Annotated in this window: 13 protein-coding genes and 3 tRNA genes; 9 read left to right on the forward strand and 7 right to left on the reverse strand. The window is 61.3% G+C overall.

Annotated features, from left to right (window positions below; all coding sequences use genetic code 11):
- Nucleotides 1–62 precede the first annotated feature (62 nt).
- Together BKX98_RS12550 and BKX98_RS12555 are read left to right on the forward strand one after the other, a co-directional pair.
- A complete protein-coding gene (locus tag BKX98_RS12550; protein ID WP_073707476.1) occupies nt 63–2,183 on the forward strand; it encodes an ATP-dependent DNA helicase RecQ in 2,121 nt (706 codons plus the stop codon).
- A gap of 30 nt (nt 2,184–2,213) precedes the next feature.
- A complete protein-coding gene (locus BKX98_RS12555; RefSeq protein WP_073707477.1) occupies nt 2,214–3,128 on the forward strand; it encodes a hypothetical protein in 915 nt (304 codons plus the stop codon).
- A 955-nt stretch (nt 3,129–4,083) separates the two neighbouring features.
- Here BKX98_RS12555 and BKX98_RS12560 read toward each other — a convergent pair.
- Nucleotides 4,084–4,175: transfer RNA gene (locus BKX98_RS12560), tRNA-Ser, on the reverse strand.
- Nucleotides 4,176–4,238: 63 nt separating this feature from the next.
- A complete protein-coding gene (locus tag BKX98_RS12565) occupies nt 4,239–6,326 on the reverse strand; it encodes a prolyl oligopeptidase family protein (protein ID WP_073707519.1) in 2,088 nt (695 codons plus the stop codon).
- A gap of 56 nt (nt 6,327–6,382) precedes the next feature.
- Between BKX98_RS12565 and BKX98_RS12570 the strand changes: the two genes are divergently transcribed.
- Entirely contained in the window at nt 6,383–8,398 is a 2,016-nt protein-coding gene (locus BKX98_RS12570; protein WP_073707478.1) for an FAD/NAD(P)-binding domain-containing protein, read from the forward strand.
- Between the two features lie 48 nt (nt 8,399–8,446).
- Here the strand turns inward: BKX98_RS12570 and BKX98_RS12575 are convergent.
- Nucleotides 8,447–8,534 (reverse strand) — tRNA-Ser (locus BKX98_RS12575).
- Between the two features lie 62 nt (nt 8,535–8,596).
- On the opposite strand from BKX98_RS12575, the gene BKX98_RS12580 reads away from it, so the two are divergent.
- From BKX98_RS12580 to BKX98_RS12600, 5 genes are all read left to right on the forward strand, one after another.
- Nucleotides 8,597–9,574 (forward strand): NAD(P)H-quinone oxidoreductase, encoded by a 978-nt coding sequence (locus BKX98_RS12580; protein WP_073707520.1) that lies wholly within the window; start codon nt 8,597–8,599, stop codon nt 9,572–9,574.
- A gap of 111 nt (nt 9,575–9,685) precedes the next feature.
- Nucleotides 9,686–11,920 (forward strand): carbon starvation CstA family protein, encoded by a 2,235-nt coding sequence (locus BKX98_RS12585; RefSeq protein ID WP_233125377.1) that lies wholly within the window; start codon nt 9,686–9,688, stop codon nt 11,918–11,920.
- Nucleotides 11,921–11,922: 2 nt separating this feature from the next.
- Nucleotides 11,923–12,114, forward strand: coding sequence for a YbdD/YjiX family protein (locus tag BKX98_RS12590; RefSeq protein WP_073707480.1), 192 nt, complete (start codon nt 11,923–11,925; stop codon nt 12,112–12,114).
- 153 nt (nt 12,115–12,267) lie between these two features.
- A complete protein-coding gene (locus BKX98_RS12595) occupies nt 12,268–12,717 on the forward strand; it encodes a hypothetical protein (protein ID WP_073707481.1) in 450 nt (149 codons plus the stop codon).
- 68 nt (nt 12,718–12,785) lie between these two features.
- The gene (locus BKX98_RS12600; protein ID WP_038993813.1) at nt 12,786–13,628 is read left to right on the forward strand and encodes an aldo/keto reductase; all 843 of its coding nucleotides are present in this window, start codon (nt 12,786–12,788) and stop codon (nt 13,626–13,628) included.
- A 199-nt stretch (nt 13,629–13,827) separates the two neighbouring features.
- Here BKX98_RS12600 and BKX98_RS12605 read toward each other — a convergent pair.
- From BKX98_RS12605 to tmk, 4 genes are all read right to left on the reverse strand, one after another.
- Nucleotides 13,828–13,902 (reverse strand) — tRNA-Thr (locus BKX98_RS12605).
- Between the two features lie 82 nt (nt 13,903–13,984).
- On the reverse strand, nt 13,985–15,520 hold the full coding sequence (locus tag BKX98_RS12610) for an alpha/beta hydrolase (RefSeq protein WP_233125378.1): 1,536 nt from the start codon (nt 15,518–15,520) through the stop codon (nt 13,985–13,987).
- A gap of 23 nt (nt 15,521–15,543) precedes the next feature.
- On the reverse strand, nt 15,544–16,698 hold the full coding sequence (locus BKX98_RS12615) for a DNA polymerase III subunit delta' (protein ID WP_038993815.1): 1,155 nt from the start codon (nt 16,696–16,698) through the stop codon (nt 15,544–15,546).
- Complete coding sequence (gene tmk / locus BKX98_RS12620; protein ID WP_073707483.1) at nt 16,695–17,348, reverse strand: dTMP kinase; 654 nt, start codon at nt 17,346–17,348, stop codon at nt 16,695–16,697. The genes BKX98_RS12615 and tmk overlap by 4 nt, the downstream gene beginning before the upstream one ends.
- A gap of 147 nt (nt 17,349–17,495) precedes the next feature.
- Here tmk and BKX98_RS12625 point away from each other — a divergent pair, with 147 nt between their 5' ends.
- Complete coding sequence (locus tag BKX98_RS12625; RefSeq protein WP_073707484.1) at nt 17,496–18,653, forward strand: PLP-dependent aspartate aminotransferase family protein; 1,158 nt, start codon at nt 17,496–17,498, stop codon at nt 18,651–18,653.
- The last annotated feature ends 2 nt before the right edge of the window (nt 18,654–18,655 follow it).

The raw sequence follows: 18,655 nt of genomic DNA on the forward strand, positions 1-18,655 counted from the left end.
CCCATCCACAATCAGCGGGCGCCGCGAGCCAAATCGTAGGCGGGAACTGAAATACTGGAGGCATGGATGGCTCAACGCAAGTGGATCTGAAAACGCTGGCACTGCAGAAGCTGCGCGCCCTGGTGCAAAACCCGGACGCGCAGTTCCATGACGGACAGTATGAAGCGATCAGCGCGCTGGTGGCCCAGCGGCGCCGTGCACTCGTCGTCCAGCGCACCGGCTGGGGCAAATCCGCGGTGTACTTCATCGCTTCCCTGCTGCTGCGCGAACAGGGCTACGGGCCAACACTGATCGTTTCGCCGCTGCTGGCCCTGATGCGCGACCAGGTCGCGGCCGCGGAGCGTGCGGGCGTCCGCGCCTCGGCCATCAACTCGGCCAACGTGCTCGAATGGCGCGAGATTCTCGAAAAGCTGCAGCGCAATGAGCTCGATGTGCTGCTGGTATCCCCGGAGCGCTTGAACAATCCATCCTTCCGCGAGCAGCAGTTGCCGATGCTGATGCAGCGCCTGGGCCTGCTGGTGATCGACGAAGCGCACTGCATTTCCGACTGGGGCCACGATTTCCGTCCCGACTACCGCCGCATCCGGGATCTGATTGCCCGGTTGCCCCAGGGCCTGCCGGTGCTGGCGACTACCGCCACCGCGAACAGCCGAGTCGTCCAGGATGTGGCCGAACAGCTGGCCGGAGGCACCGAAGAGGTCTTCACGCTGCGCGGCACCCTGGCCCGCGACTCGCTGCGCCTGGGTGTCCTGCGCCTGGCTTCGCCGCGGATGCAGTTGGCCTGGCTGCTCAGCCACATCGAGGACTTCAAGGGCTCGGGGATCATCTACACCCTGACGGTTTCTGGCGCAGAGGATATTGCCCGACTGCTCAAGGACGCCGGGCACGAAGTTGCCGCGTACACCGGACGCACCGATCTGGAAGAACGCGAACGCCTTGAGCAGGCGTTGAAGAACAATGAAGTGAAAGCGCTGATCGCCACCAGCGCCTTGGGCATGGGCTTCGATAAGCCGGACCTCGGCTTCGTGCTGCACGTCGGTGCGCCCAGCTCGCCGGTGGCCTACTACCAGCAGGTGGGCCGTGCCGGACGTGGAAGCGTCAACGCGGATGTGCTGCTGCTGCCCGGGCCCGACGACTCGGAAATCTGGGAATACTTCGCCACCAGCTCCATGCCGGACCAAGAGCGTGCCACCCAGGTGCTCGAGGCCCTGGCCAAGGCCGACGGGGCGATGAGTGTCCCGGCGTTGGAAAGCGCGGTGAACCTTCGGCGCTCGCCGCTTGAGCTGCTGCTGAAGGTCCTGGCGGTGGACGGCGCAGTGGAGCGCGTGGCTGGCGGCTGGATGCGCACGGACATGCCGTGGACCTATGATGCCGATCGCTACAAGCGGGTGGCGCAGAGCCGGGTCCATGAGCAGAACCTCATGGTCAGCTATGAGAACACGCGTGGCTGCCGCATGCAGTTCCTGACCGATGCGTTGGATGACCCGCAGTCCGCGCCGTGCGGCCGGTGCGACAACTGCGCCGGCGTGTGGTTCGACGACCATATTCCCGACGACTCCAAGGACAGTGCGCAGGCGGCCTTGGGCCGGGTGGGTGTGCCTATCGAGCCGCGCAAGCTGTACCCCTCCGGACTGGATCGGCTGGGCTACGCGCTCAAAGGCAAGATCCCTGTTGACGAGCAGGTGGCCATGGGCCGTGCGCTGGCCCGGTTGACCGACCTCGGCTGGGGCAACCGCTTGCGCCAGATCTTCGCCGACCCTGCCGACAACCCGATCGACAAGGCGATGTTCGAGGCCTGCATCAAGGTGCTGGCCGAATGGAACTGGGAGGAACGCCCGGTGGGTGTGGTGGCCATGCCATCGAATAAGCGCCCCCAGCTGATCACCTCGCTGGCCCAAGGCCTGGCCGAAGTAGGTCGGCTGCGCTATCTGGGCCAGCTCGAATATCGCGGTCCCGGACCGCAGAACGGTCCCGGAGGAAACTCGGCTTTCCGTGTTGCCGCGGTAGCTGATGCGTTCGAACTTCCAACCCAGCTTGAACAGCTCATTGCCAATGCTCCAGGGCCGGTGCTGCTCGTTGACGACCTGGTCGATTCGCGGTGGTCTATCGCGATGGCTGGACGGGCTTTGCGGATCGCCGGCGCTCCGGGTGTCATGCCTTTCACTTTGGGCGTAGCTGGGTAATCGCACAGTTAAACGAAGTAGTCTGGAAGCATGGAATTTCTCATCTGGCTCGTTGTCCTCATTGCAGTGATTGCCCTGGGCTACTTCGGTCTGCAAGCGCTTCGCAAGAAGAACACTGCGCAAATCGCGCAGGCGATTTCCCGTGAGGCGGCACAGGCCGCGAACGCGAGACTAGATGATGCTTCCCGCAATTCGGTGTACCGCAATTTGGCCAAGGGCGACATCATGGGCGCGGTCAAGGACTTCCGCGAGGCTACCGGCGACTCGGTCAAGAATTGCGTGATCGCAGTCCGCAGCCTCGACAAGTACCCGCAGACTGCCCCTGCCAAGGAAATACCGAACGATGATACCGAGCTCAAGGCCCTGGGTGAGAAGCTCGAAGCCCAAGTTGAGCGCGAAGATCGAGAAGCGGCGGCAACTGCCGCTGCCGAGTCAGCGCCAGCATCGGCCGATGATCCCTGGGTTGTTCCCCAGGAATGGAGCGAGCAGTTCAGTTCCCTCCAGGAACCCAGTGCCACGCATTTCAAGATGGCATTTGAGCTTGATGGCGAGAGTCGCGAGTTTTCCAGCGAGCAGCTGCCGCCCAATGAATACGACCAGCTGTTCTCGATGCTGCGGGATTCCAACTTTGAAGCAGCGGCAAAGATTCTCCACGGCTATACGGACCTGCCGGTCGAGGATTTGGAACGCATGATCTCCACATCCCCAATGTCTGGCGCGAACGCCAACGGGAATGTCGCAGACTTCCGTTTTGAAGGCCAGGGACCGGATGGCCCTGTGCATTTTGATGCTGCCGAGCTTCCGGAAGCTGAACGCGAAGCGCTCTTCGATGCCATCGCAGATACCGATCTGGAACGGATGTCGGAAATTATCGTCCGCCATACGTCGTTGCCGGAAGATATCGTGCAGAACATGCTGCGGACTTTCGTGAAGCGCGAGGATTAGCAGCGGCAATCCAGTGACGTTGGATGGTCAGCCATTTGCGCCCCCGACTGGACCGGCAACTGGCCGAAGTCGACGCGGTGTGCTCGCCCGTTCGCGTTTTCTGCTCGCAAGCTATTGGCACTGCAGGTCAGTGCGACGGCGAAAAAGAACGTCACCGCAATCAGGCCGGCGCTTCGGGTGATTGCTTCTAGTGCCCTAGGATGCCCAACGTGTACTTGTGCCCGGGTGGCGCATGGACGTGCCTAAGGCGCGCCAAACGACTGTTAGCGATTCCCAGGGCATGTTTGCCGAAACGGACCACTTTACGAAATGCTGGTCAACTTTCAATGCGCCAGTCGGGAATTTTCTTCGTTAAGCAGGCAACCCGCCAGTTTTGGGGGAGACTGACGGGCTTCACCATTTCGAGGTCGCGTTTGGGGGCTGCGAACTCGATGCCTGACTGGTGATTCTTTGATTGGCATAAGCCAATGGCAACTGTAATACCAGAAGAGCAAAATTAGAAGTGGAACGAAGAAATTAAATACTTTTCCCAGTTTGAAAAATTGCTAGGCGTTAAAGGTTTAACGACGTATCCTAGGCTTAGGTTTCACGCTGGGCAATCGTTTTTGGGGAATCGAAAGTCCTTGAAGAAACAGAATGGGGATTCTGTTTCTTGGCGCAAAACTCGCACCTGGCCCCCGCTGATGCATCATCAGCGGGGGCTGGACTAATTTAAACAGCAAATCTTGTGGCCAATATAGGCTTCCGCATGGCATTTAGTTGATGTCGAATGACGGTGAATTGAACTGCACCGGTTGTTCTCCATCTGGCCCTGCATTGGGTGTGGCCAAGCGGTGTTGAGTATTTCTCGCGGTTCGCTACGAAAACAGCATGGAGAAGTATTCCGACTGTTTTGACCCACGGGTCTTATCCTTGACCTGGAAACGAAAAAACCCCTAGTTGACTAGGGGTTTTTTGGCGGACACGGGGGGATTTGAACCCCCGGTCGAGTTTTAGCCCGACCCTTCATTAGCAGTGAAGTCCATTCGGCCGCTCTGGCACGTGTCCATCCGCTGTTTCCAGCAGAATCTAGCCTACCTGAAGATGGGTGCGTGTTCCAAAACGAGAGAGCTAACGCACCTGTCGCCACAGGAATTCGTAGCTGGTCGCCAGCATTTTCGCGGTGGACTCGTTGTCCGTTGAGCCGGCATGGCCGCCGTCCTGCGGCTCGTGGTACCTGACGTTGCCAATGCCCAGATCCATCATCTTCGCTGCCATGATGCGTGCCTGCGATGGACCTACACGGTCATCGGACGTCGTGGTCCAAATCAATGAGGCCGGATAGTCATCGACTCGATGAGGCTGATCGGTGAGCCGATGGACGGGGGAGAAGGTCCGCAGGAAGTCCCAGTCCCCGGGAACCTCCGGATCGCCATACTCGGCAATCCAGGAGTGGCCGGCCGCCAACTGGGTATAGCGCTGCATGTCCAAAAGCGGAACGCCGCAGGAGATTGCGCCGAACAAGTGCGGGTAGCCGGCGATCATGTTGCCCATGAGCAATCCGCCATTGGACCGGCCGGTGGCAGCCAAATGCGCTCGGGAGGTTACCCCGCGGGCCACAAGGTCTTGGGCGATGGCGGCGAAGTCCTCATAGGCGCGATGGCGCTTTTCACGAAGCGCCGCACGATGCCAAGCTGGGCCGTACTCGCCACCACCACGGATGTTCGTCATGACGTATACCGGCTTGCGGCCGTCATCGGTGCGGCGCGATAGCCACCCGGTGCCCATCGCCGCTGCGTAGCCGGGCGTCATGCTGTGCTGGAAACCGCCGTAGCCATCCATCAGTACCGGGTTCTTCCCGTCGTGCACCAGATCAGCTGCCGCGACCTGGAAATAGGGAACCCTGGTTCCGTCCGCGGATGTCGCGAAGTGCTGGGTGACTTCAAAACCGTCGGCATCGAAACGATCCGGTGATTTCTTCACAACTTCTGCCTGGGCGCCGACAGTGCCGCGCAACAGGGTCGTCGGGGTGATGAAGCCGGTGATGGTCATCCAATAGTCATCGCCGTGCGCCGGATCTTCATCGTCAACAGCTCCCACCGAGACGCTGAGCATTGGATCCTCCAACGGCATGTTGGACTGGCTGAACTGGTCTGCCAGATCGATGATGCGCACCTGCGAAGCCACGTCGTGCAAGACGGTGAGCAACAGGTAATTGGCGGTGAAGCTCAGTGACTCCAGAGCCGTGTGCGCATCCGGGGTGAATAGGACCTTCTCGATGCTGCCGGACTCTAGGAATGCGTCCAACCGGGCGATGGCCAATGAACCGGCAGCGATCTGCTGGCCTTGGTGTTCCCATTGGGTTTGCGGGGCAAAAAGGACCCACTGTCGGTGGAGGCTCACCTGCACATCGGTTGGTACATCGATCCGATGGTGTTCCCCATCGATGAAGACCCCGGCAGTGGAATTGTAGAAGTCGATGGCGTCGGTGGTGACGATTCGTTCGAATCCGGGAGTCGAGTCGTAGTAGCCGAATGCTGCGACATGTTCCTTGTCGACTTCGAAGAGAATTGGGGCTTGTTCAATTTCCATGCCGCGGCTGAGCCGCCGCAAGGTGTTCGCGTAGGTTGAACGGGTGGTGTATTGCTCGCTGCTTGCGGAACCGACCAGCAAGGTATCGCGGTCAATCCACGAGGCCTGGGTCTTCGCAACAGGAAGGTCGAATCCGTCGGGAACAAAGCTCTTGGACGTCAGATCGAATTCGCGAATGCGTACTTGGTCGCCGCCGTCAGGGCTCAAACGAAGCAGCGCACGCTCATACGTATCACCGGAGGCGGGCCGCAGCAGTGCTGAACCAGCGAAATGCCATTCGTGGCCTTCCTGCCGCGCATGCAGGTCAAGATCCAGCAGGACTTCCCACTGCGGGTTGTCGCTGAGGTAGGAATCCCAAGTGGTGCGGCGCCACAGCCCAAGGCGATGGGCCGAGTCGCGCCAGAAGTTGTAGTAGTGCTCGCCGCGCTTGGTCACCATCGGAATGCGGTCCTGGGCATCGAGAACCGTCTTGATCCGCTGCGCATTTGCGTGGAACGTGCCGTCGTAGAGTTCAGACTCTGTGCGCTGGGTCTGGTTCCGCACCCATTCGAGTGCCGTTTCGTCGTGGATTCCTTCAAGCCAGGAATATGGATCGGTGCTTGCAACCTCAGAAACATGCTCAGTCATGGCCATAGTCTATGCGCCTGGCCCATGACGTGGTCCAAAGGTAATAACCTAGAGAAGTGAACAGCGAGAAAGCAGCACCAAAGAACGAGTTCAGCCTGGTCCTGGTTGGGGCAGGCCCGCGCGGCACCAGCGTGGTTGAACGACTCGCCAATTTGGCGTTGAACCTCCCGGAACAAGGCACCGTCCTGAAAGTGACGGTTTTCGACCCATTCACTCCGGGTTCGGGCCACGTGTGGAACCCGAAGCAGTCCCAGAATTTCCTGATGAACACCCCGTCGTCATTTCCGACGGTTGCCCCCGAACGGGAAGGCGCTGAACCGGGGCTGAGCTTTCGCCAGTTCGTGGAGCTTCGCGGCGACGGACGAAAACTCACCGACGAGCACGCCAAGCTGATCGAGCGGATTGAACCCGGGACCTATCCCTCACGCGCAATCTACGGCGAGTACCTTGAGCATGTCTATGACCGCAGCGCCTCCATTCTCGCCGCCCACGAGAATTTCAGCATCCAGCATGTTGCCGCAGAAGTGATCGCTGTCCGCCCCGTAGGCAACGCCTACCAGGTCGATTTCAGCAGTGCCCAGGACAGTGCTGAAACCCGTCAGCTCGACGCCGACGCCGTGGTGCTGGCCCTGGGCCACCAGCCGGCTGAGCTGAACCCGTGGCAGAAGCAGCTCGAGGAAGCAGCCGCGCAGGCAGGGGCGACCTACATGCCGCCGAACGTCCCTGCAGACCTCGACTATTCCCGCTTCAAGGAAGGCCAGCCGGCATTGATCCGCGGGTTGGGGTTGAATTTCTTCGACGGCATGGCCGAGCTGACAGCGGGCCGTGGCGGAATCTTCCGCGAGTCCAGCACCGAGCCGGGGCACCGCCTTGAATACATTGCCTCAGGTCGGGAGCCGGCACTGATCGTGGCTTCGCGGCGAGGAACCCCGTACTGGGGCAAACCAGTGGTGGACCAGTTCATTCCAGATGAAATCGAGCTTCGCTACTTCGACGCGCCGGAACTGATTGGACGCCTCGCCGAAGCCCGCGCCACCAATCCTGCCGCGTCCTTGGTGTTCTCACGCCATATTTGGCCGAAACTGCATCGCGACATCCTGTTCGCCTACTACAGCAGCTGTGCCCGCGTGCATGGCGCCCCTGATGGCTTAGGCGAGCGCGAGTTCGTTGAGCGGCTCGAAGCGATTCTCTCTGCCGAGCATCATGAAGGAAGCCAGGTGTGGCTTGGCGGACTGCGCAAATTCATCGAGCAGTTCCCGCAGCTGCAGTGGCTCGACGTTCCAAAGCTGGCCAAGCCATTCGAGGAAGTCGGATTCAACTCCGATGAGCAGTACCAGCAGAGCGTACGCGACTACCTCGTCGACAATGCCCGGCACAGCACCGGTGGACTTGACGACCCGTTGTCCTGCGCGATCATGACGATGAATGCCGGGCGCATGCTGATCAAGGAATTGATCGCTTCGGGCGTGATCGACGAGCAGTCGCGCATCGAGGAAATCCAGGCGCACTTCGAGCCATTGGTCGAAGGGTTGTCATCCGGTCCACCGCTGGAACGCATTGAGCAGCTGCTGGCGCTGTCGCGTGCGGGAATCGTCTCCTTCGTCGGCCCGGATCCGGAGTTCGGCTTCGATGAGGTGTCGGAGCGGTTCACGGCATCCTCGCCGTGGGTCGATGCGGAGGTGCACACCGCGAAGACCATGTGCGAGGCGATGATGCCGAGCAACCGCGTCTTGCAGAATAGCTCTGCGCTGATCAAGCAGCTGTTGGGTGATCATGTGGCGCGCGTGCACAGGTGGAAGAATGCGGAAGGCGAAAGCCTGCCCGGATCTGGTTTCGACGTGGTTGGCGAGCCATACCGTCTGGTCAACAGCGAGGGACTGGCTCACCGTGGGCTGTTTGTGCTGGGATTGCAATTGTCATCTGCGCAGTGGGGAACGGCAATTGCCGCCCAAGCTGGCGACCTGCGCAGGCCTGCGGCCCGGACCTTGCACGACGCGGCCAACGTGGTGAACGAAGTGGCGCGTCTAGCGGGGCTGAACGGCAACGGAGGGTTGAGCGCAGAACAGGATTAAGCAGTTTGGCGGGCTGATCCGAAGATCAGCCCGCCAAATCTTAGAACGCGGATGGTATGGGATTTGAACCCATGAGACGGGGTTGCCGCCTACTGGTTTTCAAGACCAGCTCCTTCGGCCGCTCGGACAACCATCCAACCCGAAAAAGTATACGGCATGAACCCCGCTCGAAAGGAATTGAAGGCCATGAACGACGTTATGAACGCCTATATCTACAACGGTGCCGGTGGGTCAGAAGTCCTCGAGCTGGTGCAACGGCCAATTCCGGTTGCCGCGGCGGGAGAAGTGCTGGTCAAAGTCGAGGCGTTCGGCCTGAACCGCGCGGATGTGCAGCAGCGCAAGGGCGTGTATCCGCCGCCTCCCGGGGCCAGCGACATCCCTGGGCTGGAAGTTGCCGGCACCATCGTGGGCATCGGCGAAGGCGTCAGCGGATGGAAACCCGGAACGCGTGTTGCAGCCCTGCTCGCTGGCGGCGGGTATGCGCAGTACGTCAATGTTCCGGCAGAGCTGCTCATAGAAATCCCCGGGTCGGTATCGACCATCGACGCCGCCGGGTTGCCGGAAGTCGCTGCCACCGTGGTTTCCAACCTCTTCATCGAAGGCGGACTGGGCCAGGGGCAGACGCTATTGATCCATGGCGGTGCCGGCGGCATCGGCTCCATGGCCATACAGCTCGCGAAGGCCGCCGGGGCCCGCGTCATCGTCACCGCTTCGTCGGCAGAAAAATTGGACTACTGCCGTGCGCTCGGCGCCGATGAAGGGATCAACTACCGCGAAGAGGATTTTTCTGCCCGCATCAAGGAACTGACCGATGGCAGGGGCGTTGACCTGATCCTGGATGTTGTCGGCGCCAAGTACCTGGGGGAGAACGTCAAGGCGCTCGCCGTCGGCGGGCGGATGGTAGTCATCGGTTTGCAAGGCGGTGCCAAGGCGGAACTGAATTTGGGCCTGCTGATGAACAAGCGGGCGCGGATCATCGGCACGACTTTGCGTTCCCGCCCGCTGGGCGAAAAGGCGGAAATCGTTCGCCAGACCACCACCAAGGTGCTGCCGCTGCTGGAACAGGGAAAACTGGCCCTGAATGTCACCAAGACGATGGACTTCGCGGAGCTGGCCGCCGCCCATGAATACTTTGATTCTGGCGAACACACCGGAAAAGTTGTCATAAAGGTTTAATGCAACGGGGGAACCGGTTGTAAGGTGACTGCGTAGTCATTAAAAACGTGACTTGTTTAATAACCACTGGTCACTCACATCACTTGCACCGTTCCTAGGAGGTTGCTCAAATTGAGGACCCAAAATACCTTGCCACCAGCGGGTGTCGATCCTGAGGTTGCCGAACGCGAAGAAAAGCGCTGGACTCCGGCCAAGATCGGCATCTGGGTTGCCATTGCACTGGTCGGCGGCATCGCATGGTCGATCCTCGCCTTCTCGCGCGGGGAAACCATCAATGCCATCTGGTTCGTCTTTGCCGCTGTCGCGACCTACCTGATTGCCTACCGCTTCTATTCGAAGTTCATCGAGCGCAAGATCGCCAAGCCGGATGATTTCCGCGCTACCCCGGCCGAATCGGTCAATAACGGCCGCGACTTCGTACCCACCGACCGCCGGGTCCTCTTCGGCCACCACTTCGCGGCCATCGCCGGCGCCGGTCCGCTGGTTGGCCCGATCCTCGCAGCCCAGATGGGCTACCTGCCCGGAACCATCTGGATCATCGTGGGCGTGGTGCTGGCCGGTGCGGTCCAGGACTACCTGGTCATGTTCTTCTCCATGCGCCGCGGTGGACGCTCGCTGGGCCAGATGGCTCGCGAGGAACTGGGCTTGATCGGCGGCACCGCCGCGTTGATCGCCACCCTGACCATCATGATCATCATTACCGCCATCTTGGCGCTGGTGGTCGTCAATGCGCTGGGCGAGTCCGCTTGGGGCGTCTATTCGGTGGGCCTGACTATTCCTATCGCTCTGTTCATGGGCATCTACCTGCGGTTCATCCGCCCGGGCAAGGTCCTGGAAATCTCCGTCATCGGCTTCGTGCTGCTGATGTTCGCGATCATCTCCGGCCGCTGGATTGCCGAATCCGCGTGGGGTGCCGAGTTCTTCCACCTGGAACGCACCACCATCGCCTGGGCGATCATCATCTACGGCATCATCGCCGCGGTGCTTCCGGTCTGGTTGCTGCTCGCTCCGCGCGACTACCTGTCGACCTTCATGAAGATCGGCGTCATCGCCCTGCTGGCCGTGGCGATCATCGTTGTCCGCCCGGAAATCGATGTTCCTGCCTTCTCCGAGTTCGCCGGACGAGCTGATGGCCCGGTCGTGGCCGGGCATATCTTCCCGTTCCTGTTCGTGACCATCGCCTGCGGCGCGCTCTCCGGCTTCCACGCCCTGATTTCCTCTGGTACCACCCCGAAGCTGGTCGAGAAGGAAAAGCAGACCCGCTTCCTGGGCTACGGCGGCATGCTGATGGAATCCATGGTGGCCATCATGGCGCTGGTTGCAGCGATCTCCATCGACCGCGGCATCTACTTCGCGATGAACTCCTCGGCTGCCGCCACCGGCGGTACGGTGGAAACCGCCGCGGTGTTCGTGAACTCGCTGGGCTTGGCCGGCGTCAGCCTGGATCCGAACCAGCTGACCGAACTGGCTAATAACGTCGGCGAGAACTCGGTGGTCTCGCGTACCGGTGGCGCACCGACGCTGGCTGTGGGCATTGCGCACATCATGCACCAGTGGTTCGGCGGCACCGCGATGATGGGCTTCTGGTACCACTTCGCGATCATGTTCGAAGCGCTGTTCATCCTGACCGCGGTTGACGCCGGTACCCGTGTTGCACGCTTCATGCTGCAGGACACCATCGGCAACTTCATCCCGAAGTTCAAGGACACCTCGTGGCGTCCGGGCGTGTGGCTGTGCACGTTGATCATGGTCGCCGGCTGGGGCTACATCCTGATCCTCGGCGTAACCGATCCGCTGGGCGGCATCAACACCTTCTTCCCGCTGTTCGGCATCGCCAACCAGCTGCTGGCAGCGATTGCGCTGGCAGTGGTGATGACCATCATCGCCAAGCAGAACAACTTCAAGTACCTGTGGGTTGTCGCCCTGCCGCTGGCCTTCACCGTGGTGATCACTTTCGTGGCCAGCTGGCAGAAGATCTTCTCCGCAGACACCAAGGTCGGCTACTTCGCGAACCACAACGCCTACAAGGAAGCGTTGGCCAATGGCGAGACTTTCCTCGGCTCGGCGGGCAGCGTTGAAGCAATGGAGGCCGTGGTGCGCAACACCGGTGTCCAGGGCTGGCTGTCCGTGGTCTTCCTGCTGCTGACCGCGATCGTGCTGGTCTCGGCTGTCGTCGCAACCATCAAGGCCAAGCGCAACGGCGGCGGCACCAGCACCGAGGATCCGGCCGTGCCATCGAAGATGTACGCACCTGCCGGCTTGATCTCGTCGCCTGCTGAAAAGGAGCTTGAAAAGGCCTGGAAGCAGGTCCCTGCCGAAGCCCAAGTCCAGCGCGGCGGCCACTAGCCATGGCTACGCTTTTGGAACGCCTGGGGCAAGCCAAGAAGTTTGTCGACGGAGTGCTCGGTGCCGACAAGTACCAGCACTACCTGGAACACCACGAACGCAATCATCCCGGCGCCAAGCCGATGACCGAGCGTGAGTTCTGGAAGGACTACACCGACTGGCAGGAAAAGAACCCCGAGGGGCGTTGCTGCTGAACCCGACTGGAACCGGCCGTGAGGGCCATCCGCGACAGCGGATGGCCCTCACGGCCGGTTTCGTTTTATGTCGACTGCGTTGCCGGGAACACTGCGGTGATCCCGGTAGGCTAGAACCAGTAATCCATCGGAAACCACCGGCAGAGAAGTGTAATGGCGTTCTTTTCACGACTGCGCGCTGAGCGTGCTGCTACTCGCGAACTCGGCGAGGGCGTCTGGCGTCGCGCGCATGACCGTTTCCAGCGGTCATTGGACCGGGTCTTCCAGGTGGTTGAAGGCATCACTGATGTCCAGGCGTACAACGAGCTCGTCAAGGAAGCCAACGAGATGGCAGTGCTCCTGCCGACCGTGCGCCAGCTATGCTGCGCGGCGCAGCGGATCACCCCGAGCAATGACGACACGATCCCGCAGCTGACCTCGGCGGCGCACCGTTCGCTGACCAAGGCGGCCAACGATTTGGCGACGACCGCACAGGTGATCGCGATGATGCGGATGCAGGCGGAAGCCGGCCGGCCGATCGACATCGAGGCGGTGCGCCATCGGGCCAAGCTGGTGGAAGAAGACGTCAGCCGGGCCGCGCAAAATCTCGCTTCCAGCGAATAATTGGGTTTTCCCGATCGCTGGCGTGGTTTTTCGCCGTGCCGCACGCATCGGTGAACTAAATTAGTTGCATGACCCAAACAATCCCTGAACTGAAGTTCCTTGACGGAAACACCATCGACCAGCTTGGCTACGGCGTCTGGAAGGTCGCCGACGCCGACGCGGAAGTGGTCGTTGGCAAGGCCATCGACGCTGGCTACCGCCACATCGACACCGCGCGCATCTACGGAAACGAAGCTGGAGTCGGCCGTGCAGTTGCCGCCAGCAGCGTGCCGCGCGAAGAACTGTTCATCACCACCAAGGTCTGGAACTCGGACCAGGGTTATGAGAAGACCATGGCCGCAGCGGATGCTTCGCTTCAGCGTCTTGGCCTCGAGTACGTCGACCTGTACCTGATCCACTGGTTGCAGCCGAAGCGCGGCACCTACGTGGACACCTGGAAGGCGCTGATCCAGTTGCAGAAGGACGGCAAGGCCAAGTCCATTGGAGTTTGCAACTTCACCAAGGAAGCACTCGAAGAGCTCTACACCGAAACTGGAGTCCGCCCGGTCATCAACCAGGTTGAAACCCACCCGTACTTCCCCCAGACCGAGCTGCGCGCCTACGAAGCCGAGCACGGCATCCTGCATGAGTCGTGGTCCCCGCTGGGCCACGGCGGTGAACTGCTGAGCGACCCAGTACTGGCGGACATCGCCAAGAAGCATGGCGCATCGGCGGCGCAGGTAGTCATCGCCTGGCATCTGGCCCTAGGCAATGTCGTCATCCCGAAGTCGACCACCGAATCGCGCATCGTCGAGAACTTCGAATCATTGAATGTGAAGCTGGACAAAGAAGATCTGGCAGCCATCGCTACCCTGGATCGCGGCGCCGAAGGCCGCATCTCGGCTGACCCGGCCACCGCCGACTTCGAATAGAACACCGACCCCAAGAACGGGCCCTTGGTTTCATCTGGAACCAGGGCCTGTTCGCATATCCCAAGTTGTCGTTGGGGCATATATGGGACGCGAATGAAGTCCGTGGGGTGCAAAGGCCGAACCCAGTTGGCAAGAACCGCTGAAGATGGCGAAAACCCCGGAACCACGAGTTGTTCGCGATTCCGGGGTTTTCTTCACGTGGAGCCCCCTGCCGGATTTGAACCGGCGACCTGCTCTTTACGAGGGAGCTGCTCTACCCCTGAGCTAAGGAGGCCTGTGCCTGCAAACAGGCACCACGTCACTTTATCCGAGGAATTGTCTGAACGTCAAAACGGCGATGACATCATCAGGCCCAATCAGCAGCGGGTGCCGGCTTCGGGGACTTTGCCGTCGATCAGGTACTCATCCACCGCCTTGGTAATGCACTCGTTGGAACGCCCATAGGCGGTGTGGCCATGGCCTTCATAGGTCAGCAGGGTCGCGTTATCCAGCTGCTTGGCCAGGGCCTCGGACCACTTGTATGGGGTGGCTGGATCACCGACGGTGCCAATGACGAGGATCTCATTCGAGCCTTTCGCGTCGAGCACCTCAGGCTTGCCAGTGGATTCGAAGTCCAGGGCCTCGCAGGCGATGCCGCTGTAGGCCAGATACTTGCCCAAGGTCGGAGCCGCACGCATCAGCTCGGTCGCTTCGGCCTGCATGGCTTCTTGGCTGCTGTCCGTTGGACGATCCAGGCAATCAATGGCTACGTAGGCGTCGCTCGAATTCGAAGCATAGGTGCCGTCGCTCTGGCGGTCTGCCGAGAGATCCGCCAAGCTGAGGATGATGTCTACATTCCCTTCGTTGACCGCGGCGTTCATGGCGTCGGTCAAATAGGACCAGCTGGCATCATCGTAGAGCGGCAAAATGAAGCCGTTGACGAAGTCGATGATCGGAACGACTCGCCCATCGCTGGCGGTCATCGGCTCGTTCTCCACCTGAGCAAAGAACTGCTGCAGCTGCACCTTGGCCTCTTCGACGGTTCCGGTGAACGGGCAATTGCCGCTTTCAAGGCAGCTGGCGAGCCAAGCGTCGATTTCCTTCTCGAACCCAACCGCCTGGGCCAAGGTGAGGTCCGAAGCTGACAAGGTTGGATCCATGGCGCCGTCCAGCACGAAACGCCCCACATTCTGCGGGAACAAGTCAGCATAGGTTGCGCCCAAGAAGGTTCCGTAGGAGACACCGAGGTAGTCCAGCTGCGCATCACCGAGCACAGCACGGATCACGTCCATGTCCCTGGCGGCCGATACGGTATCGACGTGGTCGAGCAGTTCGCCGGTATTGGACGCGCAGTCAGCCGCATAGTCCTCGGTGCTCTCGATGATCTCGTGCTGGTCTTCAGGAACCCACGCACGGAGGTTTTCCTGGCGCCCCTTATCGGTTTCGGCAGCGCTCTGGCACGTGACCGGAGAGCTTTCTCCCACGCCTCGTGGGTCGAAGCCGATGACGTTGTAGGCCCGCTGCAGGTCATCGCTGAACATGCTCGGGACCGTGGACGACACCATGTCCAGTCCAGATCCACCAGGGCCACCGGGGTTGACCAGGATATTGCGCGTCGCCCCGTCCACGGCGCGGCGGTTCAGGGCCAGCTCGATGCTCTCGCCTTCGGGATTGTCGTAATCCATCGGAACCTGGATGGTGGCGCATTCGATGACGCTGCCGCACTTTTCCCAGTCGAGGCTTTGGGTATAGAAGGTTTCCAATCCTTCAGGCGCACTGGTGTTCGGCGCGGGCTTCGGGGCATTCGATGCGCTGGATGGCGAATCCGCTGTGGGGGAAGAGCAGCCTGCCAGGCCCAAAGCCATGGCAGTCCCTACTGCGGCCAAGCGCTTCATCGGTGAGCGTGCAGGCACTGTTCGTGTCTCCTTGGGATGGGTTAGCGGCGTCCGGGCTGTGGCAGCAGACGGGTCATGAGCGCTTCCAGCGCCATGAGCTGGTTGACGTTGGCGGCCAGGCGGCCGCGGGTTTCATTGATGGCATCAAGCTGGGCCAAGGACTTCTCGCTGGACTGTTCCGCAGCGAACCGCTCCAGCTTCTCGCGCAGGTGCTCGTTGATCAGCTCGGTACCGGTTTTCAGCTGGATGCTCAAGACATCGCGGAAGAAGGTGGTCAGGTCAGTCAGCGTCCGGTCCAGGGCATCGAAGGCAGCACGCCGGGCAAATCGCTTGGCATCATCCTCCAGCGCCTTGAACTGCCCGCGCAATCCAGGTGGGATGGTCTCTTCCGGACCCAAGCCATTGGCATGGCGCAGCTGGGCAATCTTGTTCTGCAGGTCGGTGCCGGTGATGTTTTCGGCACGCTCGCTGGCCAGCTTGGAGATTTCTGCGGCCGCCGCCATCGCCTGCGGCAAGGTCGTGGTGCGCAGCGGCAGCGTAACGACCTTCTCGCGCTGGATGCGTGCCTGCTCGTCACGAGCCAGCAAGCGGGCCACACCGATATGCGACTGCGAAACCCGGGCAGCGAACAATGCTTGATCCGGTTCCAGCCCATCGCGGCGCACCAGGAGATCTGCAACGTCCTGGGTGGAAGGCACGGAGAGGTTTACCGCGCGGCAACGCGACCGGATGGTCACCAGCACATCGGCGGGAGACGGGGCGCTGAGGATCCAGATCATCTTGGCTGGAGGCTCTTCGATGGCCTTGAGCAGCACGTTGGTGCTGCGCTCGGACATGCGGTCTGCATCTTCGATGATGATGATGCGCCAGCGGCCGGTGCCAGCGCTTTCCTGCGCACGGGTAATCAGGTGGCGGACATCGGCAATCTGGTACTCGAACTTGTCGGTGGAAACGAAGGACACATCAGGGTGCTCCGAATTCATCACCATTTTGCAATTGGCGCACTCACCGCAGCCGGCCGGAGTCTGGGTGCACTGCAATGCCGCCGCGAAAGCACGCGCCGCGGTGGTGCGGCCCGAACCCGGGGGGCCGGTTACCAGCCAGGCATGGGTGGGGTTGCCGCGATCAACCTCGGCGGTCAACGTGTCAATGACGCGTTCCTGCCCGGCGAGGTCCGCGAAGACCGGCCGGGTCACAGCAGGCCTGCCAGATGCTGCGCAACCGATTGGTGCAGCTGCTCCACGCTGGCGGTGGCATCCAGGACCAGGTAGCGCTGCGGCTCACGGGCAGCCAAATCGAGGAAGGCGTTGCGGATGCGTTCATGGAAATCATCCGGCTCGGATTCCAAGCGATCCGACTGCTCCACCCCGCCGCTGGCCGCAATGCGCCGGGCGCGCCCCTGCTCGGCGGAGATGTCGAGGATGATGGTGGCATCTGGCTTCAAACCGCCGGTTGCGAAGTCGTTGATTGATGCGACGGCATCAATTCCGAGTTCGCGGCCCATGCCCTGGTAGGCCAGCGAGGAATCGACGAACCGGTCGCAGATGATGTGGGTTCCGGCCTCCAGCGCGGGGGAGATGACCTGCTGGACATGGGCGGCACGCGCCGCCGAGTAGATCAGAGCCTCGGTACGCGCATCGATGTCGCCGTGGCCGTGGTCAAGCACCAGGGAACGCAGCTCTTCGCTGATCTGGGTTCCACCTGGTTCGCGGGTCGTGGCGACCTTGGCTCCACGGGATTCCAGCCACTGCTTGGCCAGCGCGACCTGCGTGGACTTGCCGGCGCCGTCGCCGCCCTCGAAAACGATGAACAAGCCACGGGTTGGGGAACTCGAATCTCTACTCACCCCACTAGCCTATCCAAGGACATTTAAAGATGCGTACTGCAACGGCTGGTTGGGCATTGGAAATACGTCAAGTGTGGTGGATCAGTCACATGAAATGTAGTGAAATCCACCGTTTGGCCGTACCCGATCCAGCGTAGAGTTTTTTCCATGAACCCCCGCACCGCAGAACAAGGCTCCAACCCGGCCTGGGACCCGAAGACATTGCTCGTTGCCGGTGGGCGTCCGGCCCATGGCTACGACGTTCCAGTCAACCACCCGGTCACCTTCACCTCTACCTACCATTCCAAGGGCCAGGCGGCGCCCGGCGAACGCGTCTATGCGCGGTTCTCCAACCCCACCTGGGATCCCTTCGAGGAAGTGCTGGGCCAGCTCGAAGCGGCAACCCTGCCGGCCCTGGTCTTCTCCTCCGGCATGGCAGCTATTGCCGCGGCATTGAGCCTCGTTCCAGAGGCCGGCGTGCTGGTGATGCCACGGCATTCCTATAACGGTTCGCTGGCGCTGAGCTCGGAACTGCAAGAAGCTGGACGGCTGAGCATCCGCCCGGTGGACATTGCCAACACCGACGAAGTGCTCGCCGCGTTGGATGGGGCCGATGTGCTCTGGGTGGAATCGCCGACCAACCCCATGCTGGAAGTTGCAGACCTGCCGGCACTGCTGGCCGGCGCGAAAGCGAAGAACGTGCTGAGCATCGTGGATAACACTTTTGCCACCCCGCTGCTGCAGCAGCCGCTGGTCCACGGCGCCGACCTTGTCGTGCACTCGGTGACCAAGTACCTCTCGGGCCACTCGGATGTGATCATGGGCGCGCTGGTCACCAGCGACGAACAGCTGCACAGCCGACTGCACGGATACCGGACCTTGCATGGCGCGATCGCCGGACCGATGGATACCTTCCTCGCCCTGCGCGGGGTGCGCACCATGGCCGTACGCCTTGAACGCTCGCAGTCGAACAGCCAGCTGCTGGCCGAACGGCTGGCGGCGCATCCCAAGGTGCAGGCAGTGCGCTACCCGGGATTGGCCAATGACCCGGGCCACGCGCGCGCTGCCGAACTCATGGGCGGGTTCGGTTCGGTGATCGCCTTCGAAGCGGGCGGCTCTGCCGAAGAAGCCGACCGGGTGCTGGATGCATTCACGCTCATCACCGGTGCCACCTCGCTGGGAGGAGTGGAGTCCCTGGCCGAGCGGCGGGCACGCCACGCTTCCGAACCGGCCAGCGTCCCTGCCAGCCTGATCCGCCTGTCGGTAGGCATTGAAGAAGTGGAAGACCTCTGGGCAGATCTGAAGCAGGCCCTGGACCGGCTCTGATG

This window comes from Glutamicibacter sp. 0426 (assembly GCF_001906485.1).
GTDB lineage: Bacteria > Actinomycetota > Actinomycetes > Actinomycetales > Micrococcaceae > Glutamicibacter > Glutamicibacter nicotianae.